10 protein-coding genes and 1 pseudogene are annotated in these 14,856 nt (G+C 63.8%); 5 read left to right on the top strand and 6 right to left on the bottom strand.

Annotated elements, in window-relative coordinates; genetic code table 11:
- The first annotated feature begins 37 nt into the window (after positions 1 to 37).
- Positions 38 to 778 carry a GntR family transcriptional regulator gene (locus NKJ26_RS08065; RefSeq protein WP_352603317.1) on the top strand — a complete coding sequence of 247 codons (741 nt, stop codon included), beginning with the start codon at positions 38 to 40 and terminating at the stop codon, positions 776 to 778.
- A 14-nt stretch (positions 779 to 792) separates the two neighbouring features.
- Here the strand turns inward: NKJ26_RS08065 and NKJ26_RS08060 are convergent, their stop codons facing one another.
- From NKJ26_RS08060 to dnaK, 6 genes are all read right to left on the bottom strand, one after another.
- Positions 793 to 1,080 (bottom strand): DUF1330 domain-containing protein, encoded by a 288-nt coding sequence (locus tag NKJ26_RS08060; protein ID WP_352603319.1) that lies wholly within the window; start codon positions 1,078 to 1,080, stop codon positions 793 to 795.
- 29 nt (positions 1,081 to 1,109) lie between these two features.
- Complete coding sequence (gene pyrF / locus NKJ26_RS08055; protein ID WP_502903095.1) at positions 1,110 to 1,808, bottom strand: orotidine-5'-phosphate decarboxylase; 699 nt, start codon at positions 1,806 to 1,808, stop codon at positions 1,110 to 1,112.
- Between the two features lie 11 nt (positions 1,809 to 1,819).
- The gene (locus NKJ26_RS08050; protein ID WP_352694849.1) at positions 1,820 to 2,416 is read right to left on the bottom strand and encodes an NADPH-dependent FMN reductase; all 597 of its coding nucleotides are present in this window, start codon (positions 2,414 to 2,416) and stop codon (positions 1,820 to 1,822) included.
- A 154-nt stretch (positions 2,417 to 2,570) separates the two neighbouring features.
- Complete coding sequence (pmtA, locus tag NKJ26_RS08045) at positions 2,571 to 3,176, bottom strand: phospholipid N-methyltransferase PmtA (protein WP_352694848.1); 606 nt, start codon at positions 3,174 to 3,176, stop codon at positions 2,571 to 2,573.
- Positions 3,177 to 3,331: 155 nt separating this feature from the next.
- The gene (gene dnaJ / locus NKJ26_RS08040; protein ID WP_027027784.1) at positions 3,332 to 4,462 is read right to left on the bottom strand and encodes a molecular chaperone DnaJ; all 1,131 of its coding nucleotides are present in this window, start codon (positions 4,460 to 4,462) and stop codon (positions 3,332 to 3,334) included.
- Between the two features lie 213 nt (positions 4,463 to 4,675).
- On the bottom strand, positions 4,676 to 6,592 hold the full coding sequence (gene dnaK / locus NKJ26_RS08035) for a molecular chaperone DnaK (protein WP_352694847.1): 1,917 nt from the start codon (positions 6,590 to 6,592) through the stop codon (positions 4,676 to 4,678).
- A 213-nt stretch (positions 6,593 to 6,805) separates the two neighbouring features.
- Here dnaK and NKJ26_RS08030 point away from each other — a divergent pair, with 213 nt between their 5' ends.
- From NKJ26_RS08030 to NKJ26_RS08015, 4 genes and pseudogenes are all read left to right on the top strand, one after another.
- Complete coding sequence (locus NKJ26_RS08030; protein WP_352694846.1) at positions 6,806 to 9,058, top strand: hypothetical protein; 2,253 nt, start codon at positions 6,806 to 6,808, stop codon at positions 9,056 to 9,058.
- Between the two features lie 10 nt (positions 9,059 to 9,068).
- A pseudogene (locus NKJ26_RS08025) lies at positions 9,069 to 12,551 on the top strand (DUF7929 domain-containing protein); the annotation flags it as partial.
- Positions 12,552 to 12,913: 362 nt separating this feature from the next.
- The gene (gene rpe, locus NKJ26_RS08020) at positions 12,914 to 13,591 is read left to right on the top strand and encodes a ribulose-phosphate 3-epimerase (protein WP_352694844.1); all 678 of its coding nucleotides are present in this window, start codon (positions 12,914 to 12,916) and stop codon (positions 13,589 to 13,591) included.
- A 419-nt stretch (positions 13,592 to 14,010) separates the two neighbouring features.
- The gene (locus NKJ26_RS08015; RefSeq protein WP_352694843.1) at positions 14,011 to 14,754 is read left to right on the top strand and encodes a GntR family transcriptional regulator; all 744 of its coding nucleotides are present in this window, start codon (positions 14,011 to 14,013) and stop codon (positions 14,752 to 14,754) included.
- The last annotated feature ends 102 nt before the right edge of the window (positions 14,755 to 14,856 follow it).

Genomic DNA, 14,856 nt, shown 5'->3' with positions numbered 1-14,856 from the left:
GTGACCCAAGCTGGCGCCGGCCGAAGCGAGAGAAGCCATGAAATCCACGAAAGCGACGCCATCCAGATCGCCCGCGTCCGGGACAACGGCGCTGTCGACGGCGGACGTGCTGCGCAGCGAGCAGGCTTACGAACAATTGAAGAGCGATATCGTCGCCTGCGTCCTCTCGCCTGGCGAAGGACTGACCGAGAAACAGATCGAGGCCCGTTACGGAATCAAGAAGGCGACGATCCGCTCGGCGCTCGCCCGCCTCATGCAGGAAGGGTTGGTCCGCAGCGAGCCGCGCCGCGGCTATGTCATCACGACGCTGACCTTGCGCGACGTCAATGAGATCTTCGACGTCCGCAGCCTGATCGAACCCGAAGTGTTCAGGGCAGCCGCTGCAGGTATTACCGAGCGCGAGCTGGATGAGATCAGGCTGGCGGCAAGAAAGGTGCTGAAACCCGAAACGCTGCGCAGCCCTGTCGCATTCCTTGCCGCCGATCGGGCCTTTCGCCTGGCGATCGCCGAGCTCTCCGGAAACCTGCGGCTGGCGCAGCTCCTCAGCCAGATTCTCGATCAGTCGGAGCGGGCTCTCCATCTCGGCTTCAAGTCGCGAGACTTCATGCCGATGATCGTCGAACAACAGAAGCAGCTGCTGGAGGCCTGCGAGAAGAACGACATTCCCGGCATCGTGAAGCTTGCCCGCTCGCAGTGCCTGGCCCTCAAGCACCAGCTGATCGGGGCTCTGCTTGGCGGAGCCAAGATACGGGACGCGAACCTTCAGGACTTCGTCTGAAGCGCCATGCCGGCTCAGGCGCCTTCGACCAGCACGATCTCGCCGTCGGCGACCTTCTGGCGGATGGCGGCCGCGCGCTGGTACTCCGGCGAGTGGTAGCAGTCATGGGCTGCCGCTAGCGATTCGAACTCGATGATGACGTTGCGTGCGCGGCCAGGCCCCTCGGCCTTCTCGTGTGCGCCGCCACGGGCCAGGAATTTCGCGCCGAAGCGCTCGAAGGCGGGTTTGGCGGCGGCGACATAGTCTTTGTAGCCTTCCGGGTCGCGCACATCGACGCGGGCGATCCAATATCCCTTGGGCATGTTTTCTCTCCGAGTTTGTTCCTGGGAAATCAGGCCGAGCGCATTTCGTCGAGGATCGCCTCGGCCGCTTCGCGCTTGTTTGCCGCAGCGACGATCGGCCGGCCGACGACGAGGTGGCTGGAGCCGTTTCGGATCGCCTGGCCCGGTGTCACCACGCGTTTCTGGTCGCCATGGTCGCTGCCCGTGGGCCGTATGCCCGGTGTCACCACCGCCAGGTCAGGCCCGACGATCCGGCGCACCGCTTCCGCCTCCGCCGCCGAGCAGACGATGCCGCCCATGCCGGCATGCAGCGCCTGTTCGGAGCGCCTCAGCACCAGCGTGTGCGGGTCGTATTCATAGCCCGCGTCGATCACGTCCTGTTCGTCCATCGAGGTCAGCACGCTGACGGCAAGCAGGCAAAGGTCGCTGCCCCGGGCCGCTTCCACCGCCGCCAGCATCGCCTTGGGGTAGGCGTGGATGGTCAGCATGGTCATGCCCATCTTGACGATGTTCTCGACGCCCTTGGCCACCGTGTGGTCGATGTCCAGCAGCTTCATGTCGAGGAAGATCTTCGTCCCGCCGCTGGCCAGCTCGCTGGCGAAATCGAGCCCGCCGGCGAAGGCCAGCTGATAGCCGATCTTGTAGAAGGAGACGACGCCGTCGAGTTCGCGCACCGCCTGCTCGGCCTCCCTCACGGTCGGCACGTCGAGGCCGACGATCAATCTCTCCTGCATGGATTGGGCCTGCATCGTTCCGCCGGTCACACCTCGATCCGGGTGGACAGCATGCGCGAGGTTTCGATCAGCGTGCGGCATAGGTGCTCCATCGATTTTTGCAGTCTTTCGTCACGGAAATTGCCGTCCCCGTCGAAGGCGTTGCCGCCTTCGGGCACCGAGCACTCCGGCGTCACCACCTCCATCTGGCAACGCACCAGCACGGCGCGCAGATGGTTGATGCAGCGAATGCCGGCGAAGTGCCCGCTGGAGGATGAGCAGAGGCCGGCCACCTTGCCGGCGAGCGGCCTGACAGGCCGGCCGCCATCCCTGCGCACGCGGCTCACCCAGTCGATCGTGTTCTTGAGCAGCGGCGGAATGGAGCCGTTATATTCCGGCGTGGCGATCAGCAGCCCGTCATGGGCGGCAATCAGCCGGGCAAGCTTATGGGCGTTTTCAGGTACGCCCGTGTCCTTTTCGACGTCCTCGTCGAGGATCGGCAGCGGATAGTCGCCAAGCGAGATGCGGGTCGCCTCGGCGCCCTGAATCGCAAGCTCCTTCTGTGCCACATCAGCGGTCCTGCCGCTAAAGGCGCCATTGCGCACCGAGCCGGCGAAGACGAGGATTTTCGGGATCACTGCCATTGGCCACCCTTGTTCCCGGACAGGTACAGCCAAGGTTCGAGCAAATCAACGCACAGTCCCGAAAAAGCGCTCGAAGCGAGGGGCGGTTTCCCTGGCCGCCAAGGCATGCGGTCCGTCAGCGCACGACGCCCGTCAAAACGTCTGCGCGGAGGAACTAATGTGCTCCGCGGCGATAAATCCACAACTGCGTCGGCGGGATGTTGCGGATGACGAAATGGAAATGCTCGACGCTGTAGTCGCCGCGACCGGGCGGTATCGGCGACATTGGGCCGTAGGTCAGCTGCACGATCGGCCGGCCGGCCGGAATGCGATCGAGCAGGCTTTCGATATAGGCAATACGCTGGGCGACCGGGAAGTTGAGCAGCGGCACGCCGGAGACGACGGAATCGAAGATCATCCCGCTCTTTTCGCCAAGCGTGGCGTTGAGATTGAAGGCATCGCCCTCGATGACGTTGACACCGGGATAGAGGCGGCGCAGATGGCGCACGAAATCCGTGGAATATTCGACCGCGTAGAGGTTTTCGGGCCTTACCCCCTGGGCGAGGATGGCGCGGGTGATGACGCCGGTGCCGGGACCGACCTCGAGCACCGGCAGGCCGGACTTCGGGTCGACGATCGAGGCCATCTTGCGGGCGGTGATCGAACTGGTCGGCACGATCGAACCGACCGTCTTCGGCTTGTCGATCCAGCCTTTGAAGAATTTGAGCTCGTCGTCGAACTTTTCGGCGAGCGCCTTCCGCAGTCCGGGACCCCGTGTCATGCAAGCTCTCCTCAGCACTCCCCGCAAAGTTACTTAACACCTGGTTGCCGCAAGGCAAGGCACGGCAGCAAGCATGTCGTGGATAAGATAGATTGCGTCGTACCTCGGAGCGGCGCGTTTCACGGGTTCACGCGCCATGCACTGGGGTCTTGTTGTCAACGCTCGCCGAAAGATTCGAAGAAATCCTTCATGCGGGCGAAAAAGCCACTCGATTGGGGTGAATTGTCCTGCGAAGAGAGCTGCTCGAACTCCTCCAGCAGTTCGCGCTGGCGGCGCGAAAGGTTCTGCGGAGTCTCGACCGCGGTCTGGATGTAGAGGTCGCCGATGTTGGGCTGACGCAGCACCGGCATGCCCTTGCCCTTGAGACGGAACTGGCGCCCGTTCTGGGTGCCTTCCGGCACCTTCACCTTGGTCTGGGTGCCATCCAGCGTCGTCACCTCGAACGAGCCGCCAAGAGCGGCCGTCGTCATCGAGATCGGCACCTTGCAGTAGAGATCGGCGCCGTCGCGCTGGAAAAACTCGTGCGGCTTGACCGCCAGGAAAATATAGAGATCGCCCGAGGGACCGCCCCGCAGTCCGGCTTCGCCCTCATTGGCAAGACGGATGCGGGTGCCGTCCTCGATGCCGGCCGGGATGTTGACCGACAGCGAGCGTTCCTCGGTGACGCGGCCCTGACCGGCGCATTTCGGGCACGGATCCTTGATCGTCTGGCCGCGGCCCTGGCATTGCGGGCAGGTGCGCTCGATGGAGAAGAAACCTTGCGTGGCGCGCACCTTGCCATGGCCGTTGCACATCGAGCAGGTGACGGGCTGGGTGCCCGGCTTGGCGCCGGTGCCCGAGCATTCCGAGCAGGAGATCGAGGCCGGCACGCGGATCTGCGCGGTCTTGCCGGCAAACGCTTCCTCCAGCGAGATTTCCATATTGTAGCGCAAATCGGCGCCGCGCTCTCGGCCGCCGGAAGAGCGGCGCTGGCGCCCGCCCATCATGTCGCCGAAAATGTCCTCGAAGATGTCGGCGAAGCCGCCGGCGCCAAAGCCTTGTGCGCCGCCATTCATGCCACCCTGTTCGAATGCCGCATGGCCGAAACGGTCGTAAGCCGCGCGCTTCTGCGGGTCCTTCAACGTTTCGTAGGCTTCGTTGATTTCCTTGAACTTGTGTTCGCAGGAATGATCGCCGGGATTGCGGTCGGGGTGGAACTGCATGGCGAGCTTGCGGAAAGCGCTCTTGAGCTCCTTCTCGTCGGCGCCCTTTTGCACGCCCAGCGTCTCGTAGAAATCAGCTTTCATTTTTTCCCGCTGTCCGGATGCTCAATGTCTTCAAGCATTGTTGCGTCGTTTGCCGGCATTGCCGTTTCGATTTAGGTGCGATGAAGCCGCGATGCCAGTGGCGACGCGGGTTTGTGCGTGTTTTTTCAGGAAGACCCGCGCTTTTTCTGCAAGGGGTTGCAAAAAAGCCCGGCCTGACGCCGGGCTTTCCGCATTATCCTGCCGTCAAACGACTCAGGCCGATTTCTTCTTGTCGTCGTCCTCGTCGATTTCCTCGAAATCGGCATCGACCACGTCGCTGTCCTTGGCGGCGTCCGCCTTGGCGTCGGCTTCCGCGGCTTCTTTCTGCGAGGCCTCGTACATGGCCTGGCCGAGCTTCATCGAAACTTCGGCAAGCGCCTGCGACTTGGCTTCGATATCGGCCGCGTCGTCGCCTTCGGCCGCGGTCTTCAGTGCCGCGATCGCATCGGCGATTGCGGTGCGGTCGGCTTCCGAGACCTTGTCGCCATATTCCTTCAGCGACTTCTCGGAAGAATGCACCAGCGCCTCGGCCTGGTTGCGGGCCTCGACCATCGCGCGCCGCTTCTTGTCGGTCTCGGCATTGGCTTCGGCGTCCTTGACCATCTTCTCGATGTCGGCGTCCGAAAGACCCCCCGATGCCTGGATGCGTATCTGATGCTCCTTGCCGGTGCCCTTGTCCTTGGCCGAAACGTTGACGATGCCGTTGGCGTCGATGTCGAAGGTGACCTCGATCTGCGGCACGCCGCGCGGGGCTGGCGGAATGCCGACCAGGTCGAACTGGCCGAGCGCCTTGTTGTCGGCGGCCATTTCGCGCTCACCCTGGAAGACCCGGATGGTCACGGCCGACTGCGAATCCTCCGCCGTCGAGAACACCTGGCTCTTCTTGGTCGGAATCGTCGTGTTGCGCTCGATCAGTCGCGTGAACACGCCGCCCAGGGTCTCGATGCCGAGCGACAGCGGGGTCACGTCGAGCAGCAGCACGTCCTTGACGTCGCCCTGCAGCACGCCGGCCTGGATGGCGGCGCCGAGTGCGACGACCTCATCCGGGTTGACGCCCTTGTGCGGCTCCTTGCCGAAGAACTGCTTCACGATTTCCTGGATCTTGGGCATGCGGGTCATGCCGCCGACCAGCACCACTTCGTCGATCTCGCCGGCCTTCAGGCCGGCATCCTTGAGCGCCGCCTTGCAGGGATCGATGGTGCGCTGGACGAGGTCTTCGACCAGGCTTTCGAACTTGGCGCGCGTCAGCTTCAGCGTCAGGTGCTTCGGCCCGGTCGCGTCGGCGGTGATGAAGGGCAGGTTGATTTCGGTCTGCGTCGTCGAAGACAGCTCGATCTTGGCCTTTTCAGCCGCCTCCTTGAGGCGCTGCAGGGCGAGCTTGTCGTTTTTCAGGTCGATGCCCTGTTCCTTCTTGAACTCGGACGCCAGATACTCGACCAGGCGCATGTCGAAATCCTCGCCGCCGAGGAAGGTATCGCCATTGGTCGACTTCACCTCGAACACGCCGTCGCCGATCTCGAGCACCGAAATGTCGAACGTGCCGCCGCCAAGGTCATAGACTGCAATGGTCTTGCCTTCCTTCTTGTCCAGGCCGTAGGCAAGTGCGGCAGCGGTCGGCTCGTTGATGATGCGCAGCACTTCGAGGCCGGCGATCTTGCCGGCGTCCTTGGTGGCCTGGCGCTGGGCGTCGTTGAAATAGGCCGGAACGGTGATGACCGCCTTCTCGACCTTCTCGCCGAGATAGGCTTCCGCCGTTTCCTTCATCTTCTGCAGGATCATCGCCGAGATCTGGCTGGGCGACTGCTTCTTGCCGCCGGCTTCGACCCAGGCATCGCCATTGTCGCCCTTGACGATCTTGTAGGGGACAAGCTTCTTGTCCTTCTCCGTCACCGGATCGTCATAGCGGCGGCCGATCAGCCGCTTGACCGCGAAGATGGTATTTTCTGGATTTGTGACCGCCTGGCGCTTGGCCGGCTGGCCGACGAGACGTTCGCTGTCGCCGCTGATGGCGACGATGGAAGGCGTCGTGCGCGCGCCTTCCGCATTCTCGATCACCTTGGGCTCCTTGCCATCCATGATGGCGATGCAGGAGTTGGTGGTGCCGAGATCGATACCGATTACTTTTGCCATTTTTCTAGTCTCTCCGCTAAGCAGGCTCTCAGGACCCGGTAAGGCGTTCCGACGAAAGCCCCTGTTCACAAGAAATCCCGTTCCGGCAACCGGCATCCCGGCACCGAACGGCTTGGCGCGTATATAAGAACAGGCAGCATCGCGCGCAAGCATTCTGCGCAAGGCTTCCATGAACCTTTCCGCCTCAGCCTGCGACTGACGTCCAGGTGCCGCATGATGCGGCCCGGAAAGGAAGCCCCCATGACCAGCAACCCTGAGACTCCGCGGTCTCCGGGAACAGCAGGAGCTCGGCGCGGCCACCGCCTTCGGGACGGGGTCGATGCGCTGGGCTTTCCGCTGATTCCGTTGACCGTAGGTAAGAGCAAGCGTATCGTGACTGCGAGGAAAGCAGACAATTCGATCAGGGAAGAACGTGCCGGACCACCGCGCCTTGCTCTGATTTGCGCGGCGACGCCGGATGTTTCTCCCGGGGCTAACGGGGGTAGCTTGATGTCTCGCGTCCGCGACACGTCCGTGTCTTGTCTTGACGTCGGCCTGTGTCGCACCGCGCGTGCAGGCGGTCTGCTGGCACTGGCACTCGCCACCAGCCTGTGGCTTGGCAGCGCTGCCCAGGCGCAGGAAACCCAGATCATCTATCCCGGCTCGATGGCGGTGACCGGATTTTCCGGCACCGTCATTCCTGATTTCGACCAGGGCCTGCCGCCCGGCGTCGATCCGGTCGACGAAACCTTCGTCGACACCACGCGCGCCACCTTGCGCGTGTTCGACGTTTCGCATCTTGGCGGCCCGGCGTCGGGTCAGCTCGTCTTCACGCCGCCGCCCTTCGAGGTGACGGCCGAACAGATCGGCCAGGTGTTTGGCGTCACCTATGATGACGGCGTGCGCGACGGCGTCCCGTCGGGCATTCCCAACCTGTATGCCGGCGCGACCTCGCTGCACGGTATCCGTATCGTCACGCCGGATGCCGACGACGACGGCAGGCCGGAGCGGCAGCGCCGGGGCGTGGCCGGCGCCACCTTCATGGAGGGCCAGTTCGGCACCGAAAACGGCGGCGGGCCGGGCACCATCTGGAAGATCGACGGCATCACCGGCCAAGTCTACAAATTCGCCGACCTCGACACCAATAGCGGTCCTGGCCTCGGCAATCTCGGCTTCGATCCCATCCACCGCCAGTTCTTCGCCTCGGACCTCGACACCGGACTCATCCAGCGCATCGACGCCAACGGCACGCTGATCGACAGCTTCGACCATGGTGTTGCCGGACGCCCGGCGCATGGGCTGGCTCCGGTCGCCGACGATGGCGCGGTGATGGACATCCAGGGCGCGGCCTTCGACAGCGAGGACCCCGACGGCTGGGGTTACACGCAGGACGAGCGCCGCGTCTGGGCCGTCTCCTATCACGGCGGCCGGCTCTACTATTCGGTCGGCGAAAAGGCGGAAATCTGGTCGGTGGGCATTGCCCGCGACGGCAGCTTTGCCGGCGACGCGCGCTGGGAACTGACGGTCAAGGCCGACAAGGACTACGCCGTCACCGATATCGCCTTCGACAATAGCGGCTTCATGTACCTGGCCCAGCGCGGCCCGGTCGAGAACCGCTACGACTACAGCCAGTTCGCCGATTCCGGCAAGGGCGAGGTCATCCGCTACTGGCGCGAGAGCCCGGACGATCCGGCGACGGAATCGGTCTGGGTGGAAGTGCCGCAGGAATATGCCGTCGGCTTCCCGCAGGGTTTCAGGCAGTCGGCCGGCGGTCTCGACCTGCAATATGGCTATGACGCGGACGGCAATCTCGACACCTCGGTTTGTACCCAGACGCTGGTCAAGTCAGGCGACAAGCTGCGCGACAACCCGATGCTTGCCGAACAGCTCGCCGCCGGCGGGCCGCTGGCGGTGCACGGCGTCCAGATCACGCCCAAGGAACTGGTAAAGCCGGCCAATGTGCCGCCCTTCGGTTCCTGGTTTGTCGACTTCGACGGCTATTTCGAGGACCCCGAAGTGGAAGGCCATGTCGGCGATGTCGCCGTCTGGCGCCCCTGCGAGGGTCGCGCCGGCTATTATGAAGAAATCCCGGGCAGCTATTTGCCACCCTTCTACCCGCCGGACTTTCCACCGCCCGGCAATCTGCCCCCGTGCCTCGACGTAGAGGACGTGCGGTATTTCTGCACGCCGCACGGCCTCGAGGCCGATCTCTATCTCCATGACCATGCCGGCTTCGGCGGCGATTCGCTCAAGGCCCAGCCCTCGATCGAGACAAAGTCCAGGACGCCAGGCGTCGGGGTGACCTCACCCCTGACGCATGCGCCCGGCCAACCCTACACGATCGGCATCACTGGCCACTATCCGGGCGATCGGGTCGATGTCGGGCTCTGCTTCTACAGGAAGTCCGACAAGGACAAGGGTGGCTATTACCCTTGCTGCAAGATGACCTTGCCGCTCCGCACACCAGCCGTCAGCTGCGAACGTTGAGGAGGGGAAGATGAACATTCTTGTCCCATCCCCACGCGCGACGAACACTCACAAAACCGTCGTGGAGACGATCATGAAACCCCTGTCATACGCCAGGCGCGGCGCGCGCTGGCTAATGGCGGCCGGTATCGCGGTCGCTCTCGCGCCCGCACTGCCGGCAATCGCCGCCCAGAACATCCAGGCCACCAGCCCGGATGTGCAGCCATTGCAGTTCGACAACCCGCGCGTCATCAATCCGGAGCCTGGGCGCGTGGTGCCCTTCTTTACCAAGACGGGCGGCCAGCGCGGCTGCGACTATGTCGTTTATTCGCTGAGCTTCGGCTTGCGCGGCGATCCGCAACGCTTTGCCGACCCAGGCCTCGCGGCCAGACTGAACAAGGTCAAGATCGACTTCAAGGACCAGCTTCCGCACGGTCTTGAGATCGTCAACGTGAATGTGTCCGGCGACGGCACGAATTCGTCCGGCGGTCCGCTACCGGGCGCCACGATCAGCAGTTCGGCGAACCCCAACGATACGGCTGAAGTTTCCGACTTCCGGATTTCCGCTTCCGATCTCGACGGCGTCGGCGCTCCGAACGAGCGGGTCATCACCTTCAAGATCACGGCCAAGATCGACCATGCGGCTTTCCCCTCGCCGACGATCGTCGACAACCAGGGTCTGATCAAGGTGACCGCCGGACCCGGCACCGGGATCATTATCCCGTCGCAGGATCCGGGCAAGCCGGATGACGGCAACATCCTCACCGGCGAGAAGACCTCGATCCGCATCGATTTGACCAAGTGCAACCCGCCACCGCCTCCTCCCGGCAAGGAATGCTTCAAGGTGGAACGCGGCACGGTCGATTGCGTGCCCGGCGGCGGCGCCTTCATCTACCACATGCCGGTCGGCCCCGAGATGGGCGGCAAATGGGTGCAGCTTTCGACCACCACGCCCGGCATCATCATCATCCCCGACACCCAGAAGGTGCCGGCGGGCGGCGGCGTGCTCAACTGGAAGATCGCCGGCGCATCGCCCGGCGACGTCATCCACCTCGTCGTCACCGGCATCGACACCTATGCCGGGCCGAAGGAGGGCTGGGGCCTGTGCTGCACGCAGACCATCGACATCGTCATCCCGCGCGACCAGAGGTGCCCGCCCAAGGATAAGGAGCCGGACCTCAAGGTCGAAAAACGCGCCGATGTCGCGCGCTGCACGATGGCCGGCGGCTGCGATTTCACCATCAGGGTCACCAATGTCGGCACCGGTGCCTATCACGGCAAGATCGTGCTCGACGAGGTGACGCTGCCGGCCGGCTCGACGCTGAGTTCAGGGCCCAATCCGCCTTGGGCCTGCGTGCCTGGCACCACCCCGATGACATGCACCTATCCGGTGACCACGCTCAATCCGGGGGCCTTTGTCGACCTCAAGCTCGGCTTCAAGCCGGCAGGCGGCTGGCAAGGCAGCGTGTTGCGCAATTGCGCCGCCTATGACTACGCGGCCAGCGGCAAGCCGCTGTTCGGCAGCCAGTCCAACGACCGCGGCTGCGCCTCGATCCCGATCTGCCGGCGCGGCGACCGCAACCCGGACTGCCGGCCGCCGGTCGACAAGAAGGTCGATTTGATCCTCAAGAAGCGCGCCCGCGCCGAAATCTGCACGGCAGACGGCGTCTGCAGCTTCGTGATAGACGTCATCAACAACGGCACCGGGACCTATAACGGGCCGCTGACGGTGATCGACACCTATCCCGGCGGCGCGCCGGCCACCTCGACCTTCGGGCCGAGCCCGCCATGGACATGCGGACCGAACGGTCCCGGCCGGTTCCGCTGCGACAATGCTGGGATATCGCTGCCTCCTGGCGCCTCGACGTCGATCGTAGTCAAGGCGGTCATGCCGGCCGGCTATCGGTTGGACACGGTGGAAAACTGCGCCGAGGTGAAGGCCATCCCTGGTGAAGACGACCTCACCAACAACAAAGCCTGTGCCAAGGAACGCATTCGCCATCCCAATGGCGGCAAGCCGGCCTTGCGCATCACCAAGCTGTGCAGCGGCTCGCTTGCAGGGGCCGCGCTGGTCTCCTGCCGCATCACGGTGACCAACGCCGGCACGGCTGCCCCCACCGGTCCGGTGCGGGTCAACGACGCCGCCTCGCTGGTGGCCGGCGGCGCACCCGTCCAGATCCAGACCGTCACATCAGACGGCGCGGAATGGGCGTGCGGACCGGTCCCGGCCAACGCGCTGTCCTGCCAGATTCCCGGTGCCGTAATGACACCTGGAACCAGCCGCCACTTCGACGTGACGGTCCGGGCCAATGGCGAGTTCGAGAACTGCGCGCGCGGCTCCTATGGGCCAGCACCCGGAGACGACGTCGTCTATCCGATCGGCCAGGCCTGCGCCAAGGGCGGGGCCCCTTCGACCATCCGCGTGGAAAAGACCGGCGATCGCGAATGCCGGCTCGGCCAGCCCTGTTCGTTCGACATCACCATAACCAATGACGGGACGAGCTCCTTCTCCGGCCCTGTCCGTATCGGTGATGCGATCGGCGTGGAAGGGCTGGGCCGGCTGGCCGGCGTTGCCGTTACCTCGATCGACCCGCCATTCGGCTGCTCGCCCGAGCCGGCGACCTTGCCACTGTCCTGCATCGCCAACCTGACGCTCGGCGCCGGGCAAAGCCATACGCACCATGTCACCGTGGTCATTCCCGAAGACGGCCGTCTGGCCAATCTGCAAGGCGATGTCAGCGGCCAGAACTGCGTTGGCGTCCTGTCTCCCGACACGAGGGTGCAAGGCGGCGGCGACGTGCTGCCGCACGACGCGGCCAACGGGCAGGGCGATCGCGGCAAGGCCTATGCCTGCCATCCCTTCACCATCACGCATGAGGTGAAGAAGCAATGCTCGGCAGGTCTTGTCATGAACGGTGCCGGCAGGTGCGTCTGCCCGGAAGGCACCACCTTCCGCAACGGCCAGTGCACGGGCGGCGGCGTCATCGTCGAGCCCAAGCCGAAGCGTTGCGTGCTGCTCGAAGGCCAGATCCGGACCGGGGATGGACGTTGCGTCTGCCCACGTGGAACCGGGCTTGAGAACGGAAAATGTGTCAGGACCGACAACCCCGAGCAGTGCACAATCCGGGGCCAGGTCCACACCGCCGACGGAGACTGCGTCTGCCCGAAAGGTACGGAAGTCAGGGCCAATGCCTGCCGACCGATCCGGCCGAAGCAGGAGCAGTGCACCATCCGTGGCCAGGTCCACGACGCCGACGGCAATTGCGTCTGCCCGAGGGGTACGGAGATCCGGGACGGCGCCTGCCGACAGAAGAAACCGGAACTGGAACAGTGCGACATACGCGGCCAGGTCCATAACAAGCGCGGCGAGTGTGTCTGTCCGCGTGGAACGCAGGTGATCGACGGCGCATGCCGCAGGCAGCAGGTGGAGTGCGCACCGGGCTCGCAGATGGTCAATGGCCAATGCCAGCCGATCATCAAGCGGCGCTGCCCGGAAGGCACGATCGGGCGCTACCCCAACTGCAGGCCGATCCGCCGGCCATCGTTGGAGTTCAACCCGAACTTGCTGAACCCGAACATTCTGCAGCAGCTTATGCCTAGGAGCAAACCCCAGATCGAGCAGCAACAGCAGGATGATCCGGCCAGAAACATCCAGACCTTCAAGCCGTAGCCGTCCATGTGACGCCAACCAAAAACCCGCCGGAGCAATCCGGCGGGTTTTTGCTGGGGTCCGGGGCGGCCGGGCCGGCGCAACACGGGCAAGCCCCGCCGGGGCGTCGACCGATCAAGGTACCTGCGCACTCGACAAGTCTCCTGCTGCCCATTAGGCAGTCGATTGAGAGTGGCGGGATGACAGGCGCTCGGAAAGGCCGCAGGATGAGCAAAAAGACCTTGATCGCACCATCGGTGCTTGCGTCCGACTTTTCCCGGCTCGGCGACGAGGTCGAGGCGGTGGTGGCGGCCGGTGCCGACTGGATCCATCTCGATGTGATGGACGGGCATTTCGTGCCCAACATCACCTTCGGCCCGCCGGTGATCAAGGCGATCCGCAACCGTACGAAGGCCTTCTTCGACTGCCATCTGATGATCGCGCCTGCCGATCCCTATCTGGCCGCCTTCGCCGAGGCCGGCTGTGACGGTATGACGGTGCATGCCGAGGCCGGGCCGCACCTCGACCGCTCGCTGCAGACGATCAGGAATCTCGGCAAGAAGGCCGGTGTGTCGCTCAATCCGGCGACGCCCGAAAGCGCCGTCGAATACGTGCTCGACCGCCTCGACCTGATCCTGCTCATGACCGTCAATCCGGGTTTCGGCGGCCAGGCGTTCATTCCGGAGATCGTCGACAAGGTGAGACGGGTCAAGGCGCTGATCGGCGACCGGCCGATCCGCATCGAGATCGACGGTGGCGTGTCGGCGGAAACCGCGCCGCTGGTCACCGCCGCCGGGGCCGATGTGCTGGTGGCCGGCGCCGCCATCTTCAAGGGCGGCAGCGTCGAAGCCTACCGGGCAAACATCGAGGCGATCAGGACGGCGGCCGACAAGGCCACTGGCTAGGGCAATTCCAGGAAAAGTCTGTAACGGCTTTCCGTCCGGAATTGCGTCGAAACAAGAGTTGGAGCGGTTCACCGTTTTCCGTGAAAACGCTTTGACGCGCCGCGGTCATCCCGCTTCAGTTCCAATAGGCCGGCTAAGGCTCGATCCACCGAGAGCATCGAGCTTGGAAACGAGGCCCGATTTCGGTTGTGCTGGTCATAATTTTGGCGCGCGATAGAGAAGATACATGCGCAGCACACAAAACACGGGTGGTTCCTGCGTGCATACAAAACATGCTAAGTTTCCGCTGGTTGCAGCCGCGCGGATTTGTGGCACCGGCCGGAGGGGCTGGTATATTTCTTTGTGCTAAAGTATAGTAGCGTGGTCTTCTGTTTCGGACTCGAATTGCCCAAGACGAGAATGGGGGACAAGGAGTCGCTTTGACATACGGAGCTGCCAATCTGAACGGCGACGGCACGGACTCCAAGAGCACGCTTGCCAGCACGGTCTATCATCAACTGCGTGGCGATCTTCTCGGCGGTGCTCTTGAAACGGAAAGCAAGCTGCGGGTCGAGTGGGTTGTTTCCAAATATGGCGCCGGTGCCTCTCCGGTCCGGGAAGCCCTCAATCGCCTTGCCTCGGAGGGACTTCTCGGCCGCCACGACCAGCGTGGCTTTTTCATCATGCCGGTTAGCGCGACGGAGCTCGAAGAGCTGACGCGCACTCGCTGCTGGCTCGAGGAACGGGCGCTGCGCGAATCGATTGCTCACCGCACCGCCGCATGGGAAGAACAGCTGGTGCTGGCGCTGCATCGCCTGGGGCGGGCTTCACGTCTTTCGCCGCAGAACCAGTCATCGCTCAATCCGGACTGGGAGAAGTTGCACCGCATCTTCCATAGGGTTTTGATTTCAGCCTGCCGGTCGCAATGGCTGGAGGGATTTTGCGATCAGCTTTCCGATCATGCCTACCGCTACCGGCAAATGGCCAATGACGGCGAAGGCATCCCGCGCGACGATTTCGGCGAACACCGGCTGATCGCCGAATGTGCGTTGGACGGAAATGCCGACGGTGCCGTGGAGGCGCTGATCGAGCATTACCAGCTGACCGCGGCCATGTGCATGGAGCGCCTAAAGCAGGACGAAGACTCAAAGGCTGTCGCCCCGGCCGAACGCGCGCGGCGATAGCGGTCGGGCGTGAACCGTCCGCAGGGCAATCGCTTTTCAGGCTTCGAATTCGCTCGATCCCGAGCATTGCCCTCTTCTCCCCGTCACTATACGGGGAGAAGT

The sequence above is a fragment of the Mesorhizobium sp. M0152 genome, from assembly GCF_040322415.1.
In the GTDB taxonomy this organism is placed as follows: domain Bacteria; phylum Pseudomonadota; class Alphaproteobacteria; order Rhizobiales; family Rhizobiaceae; genus Mesorhizobium.
The sequence above is the reverse complement of the archived record's forward strand: the minus strand, read 5'-3'. Positions and strand labels throughout refer to the sequence as shown.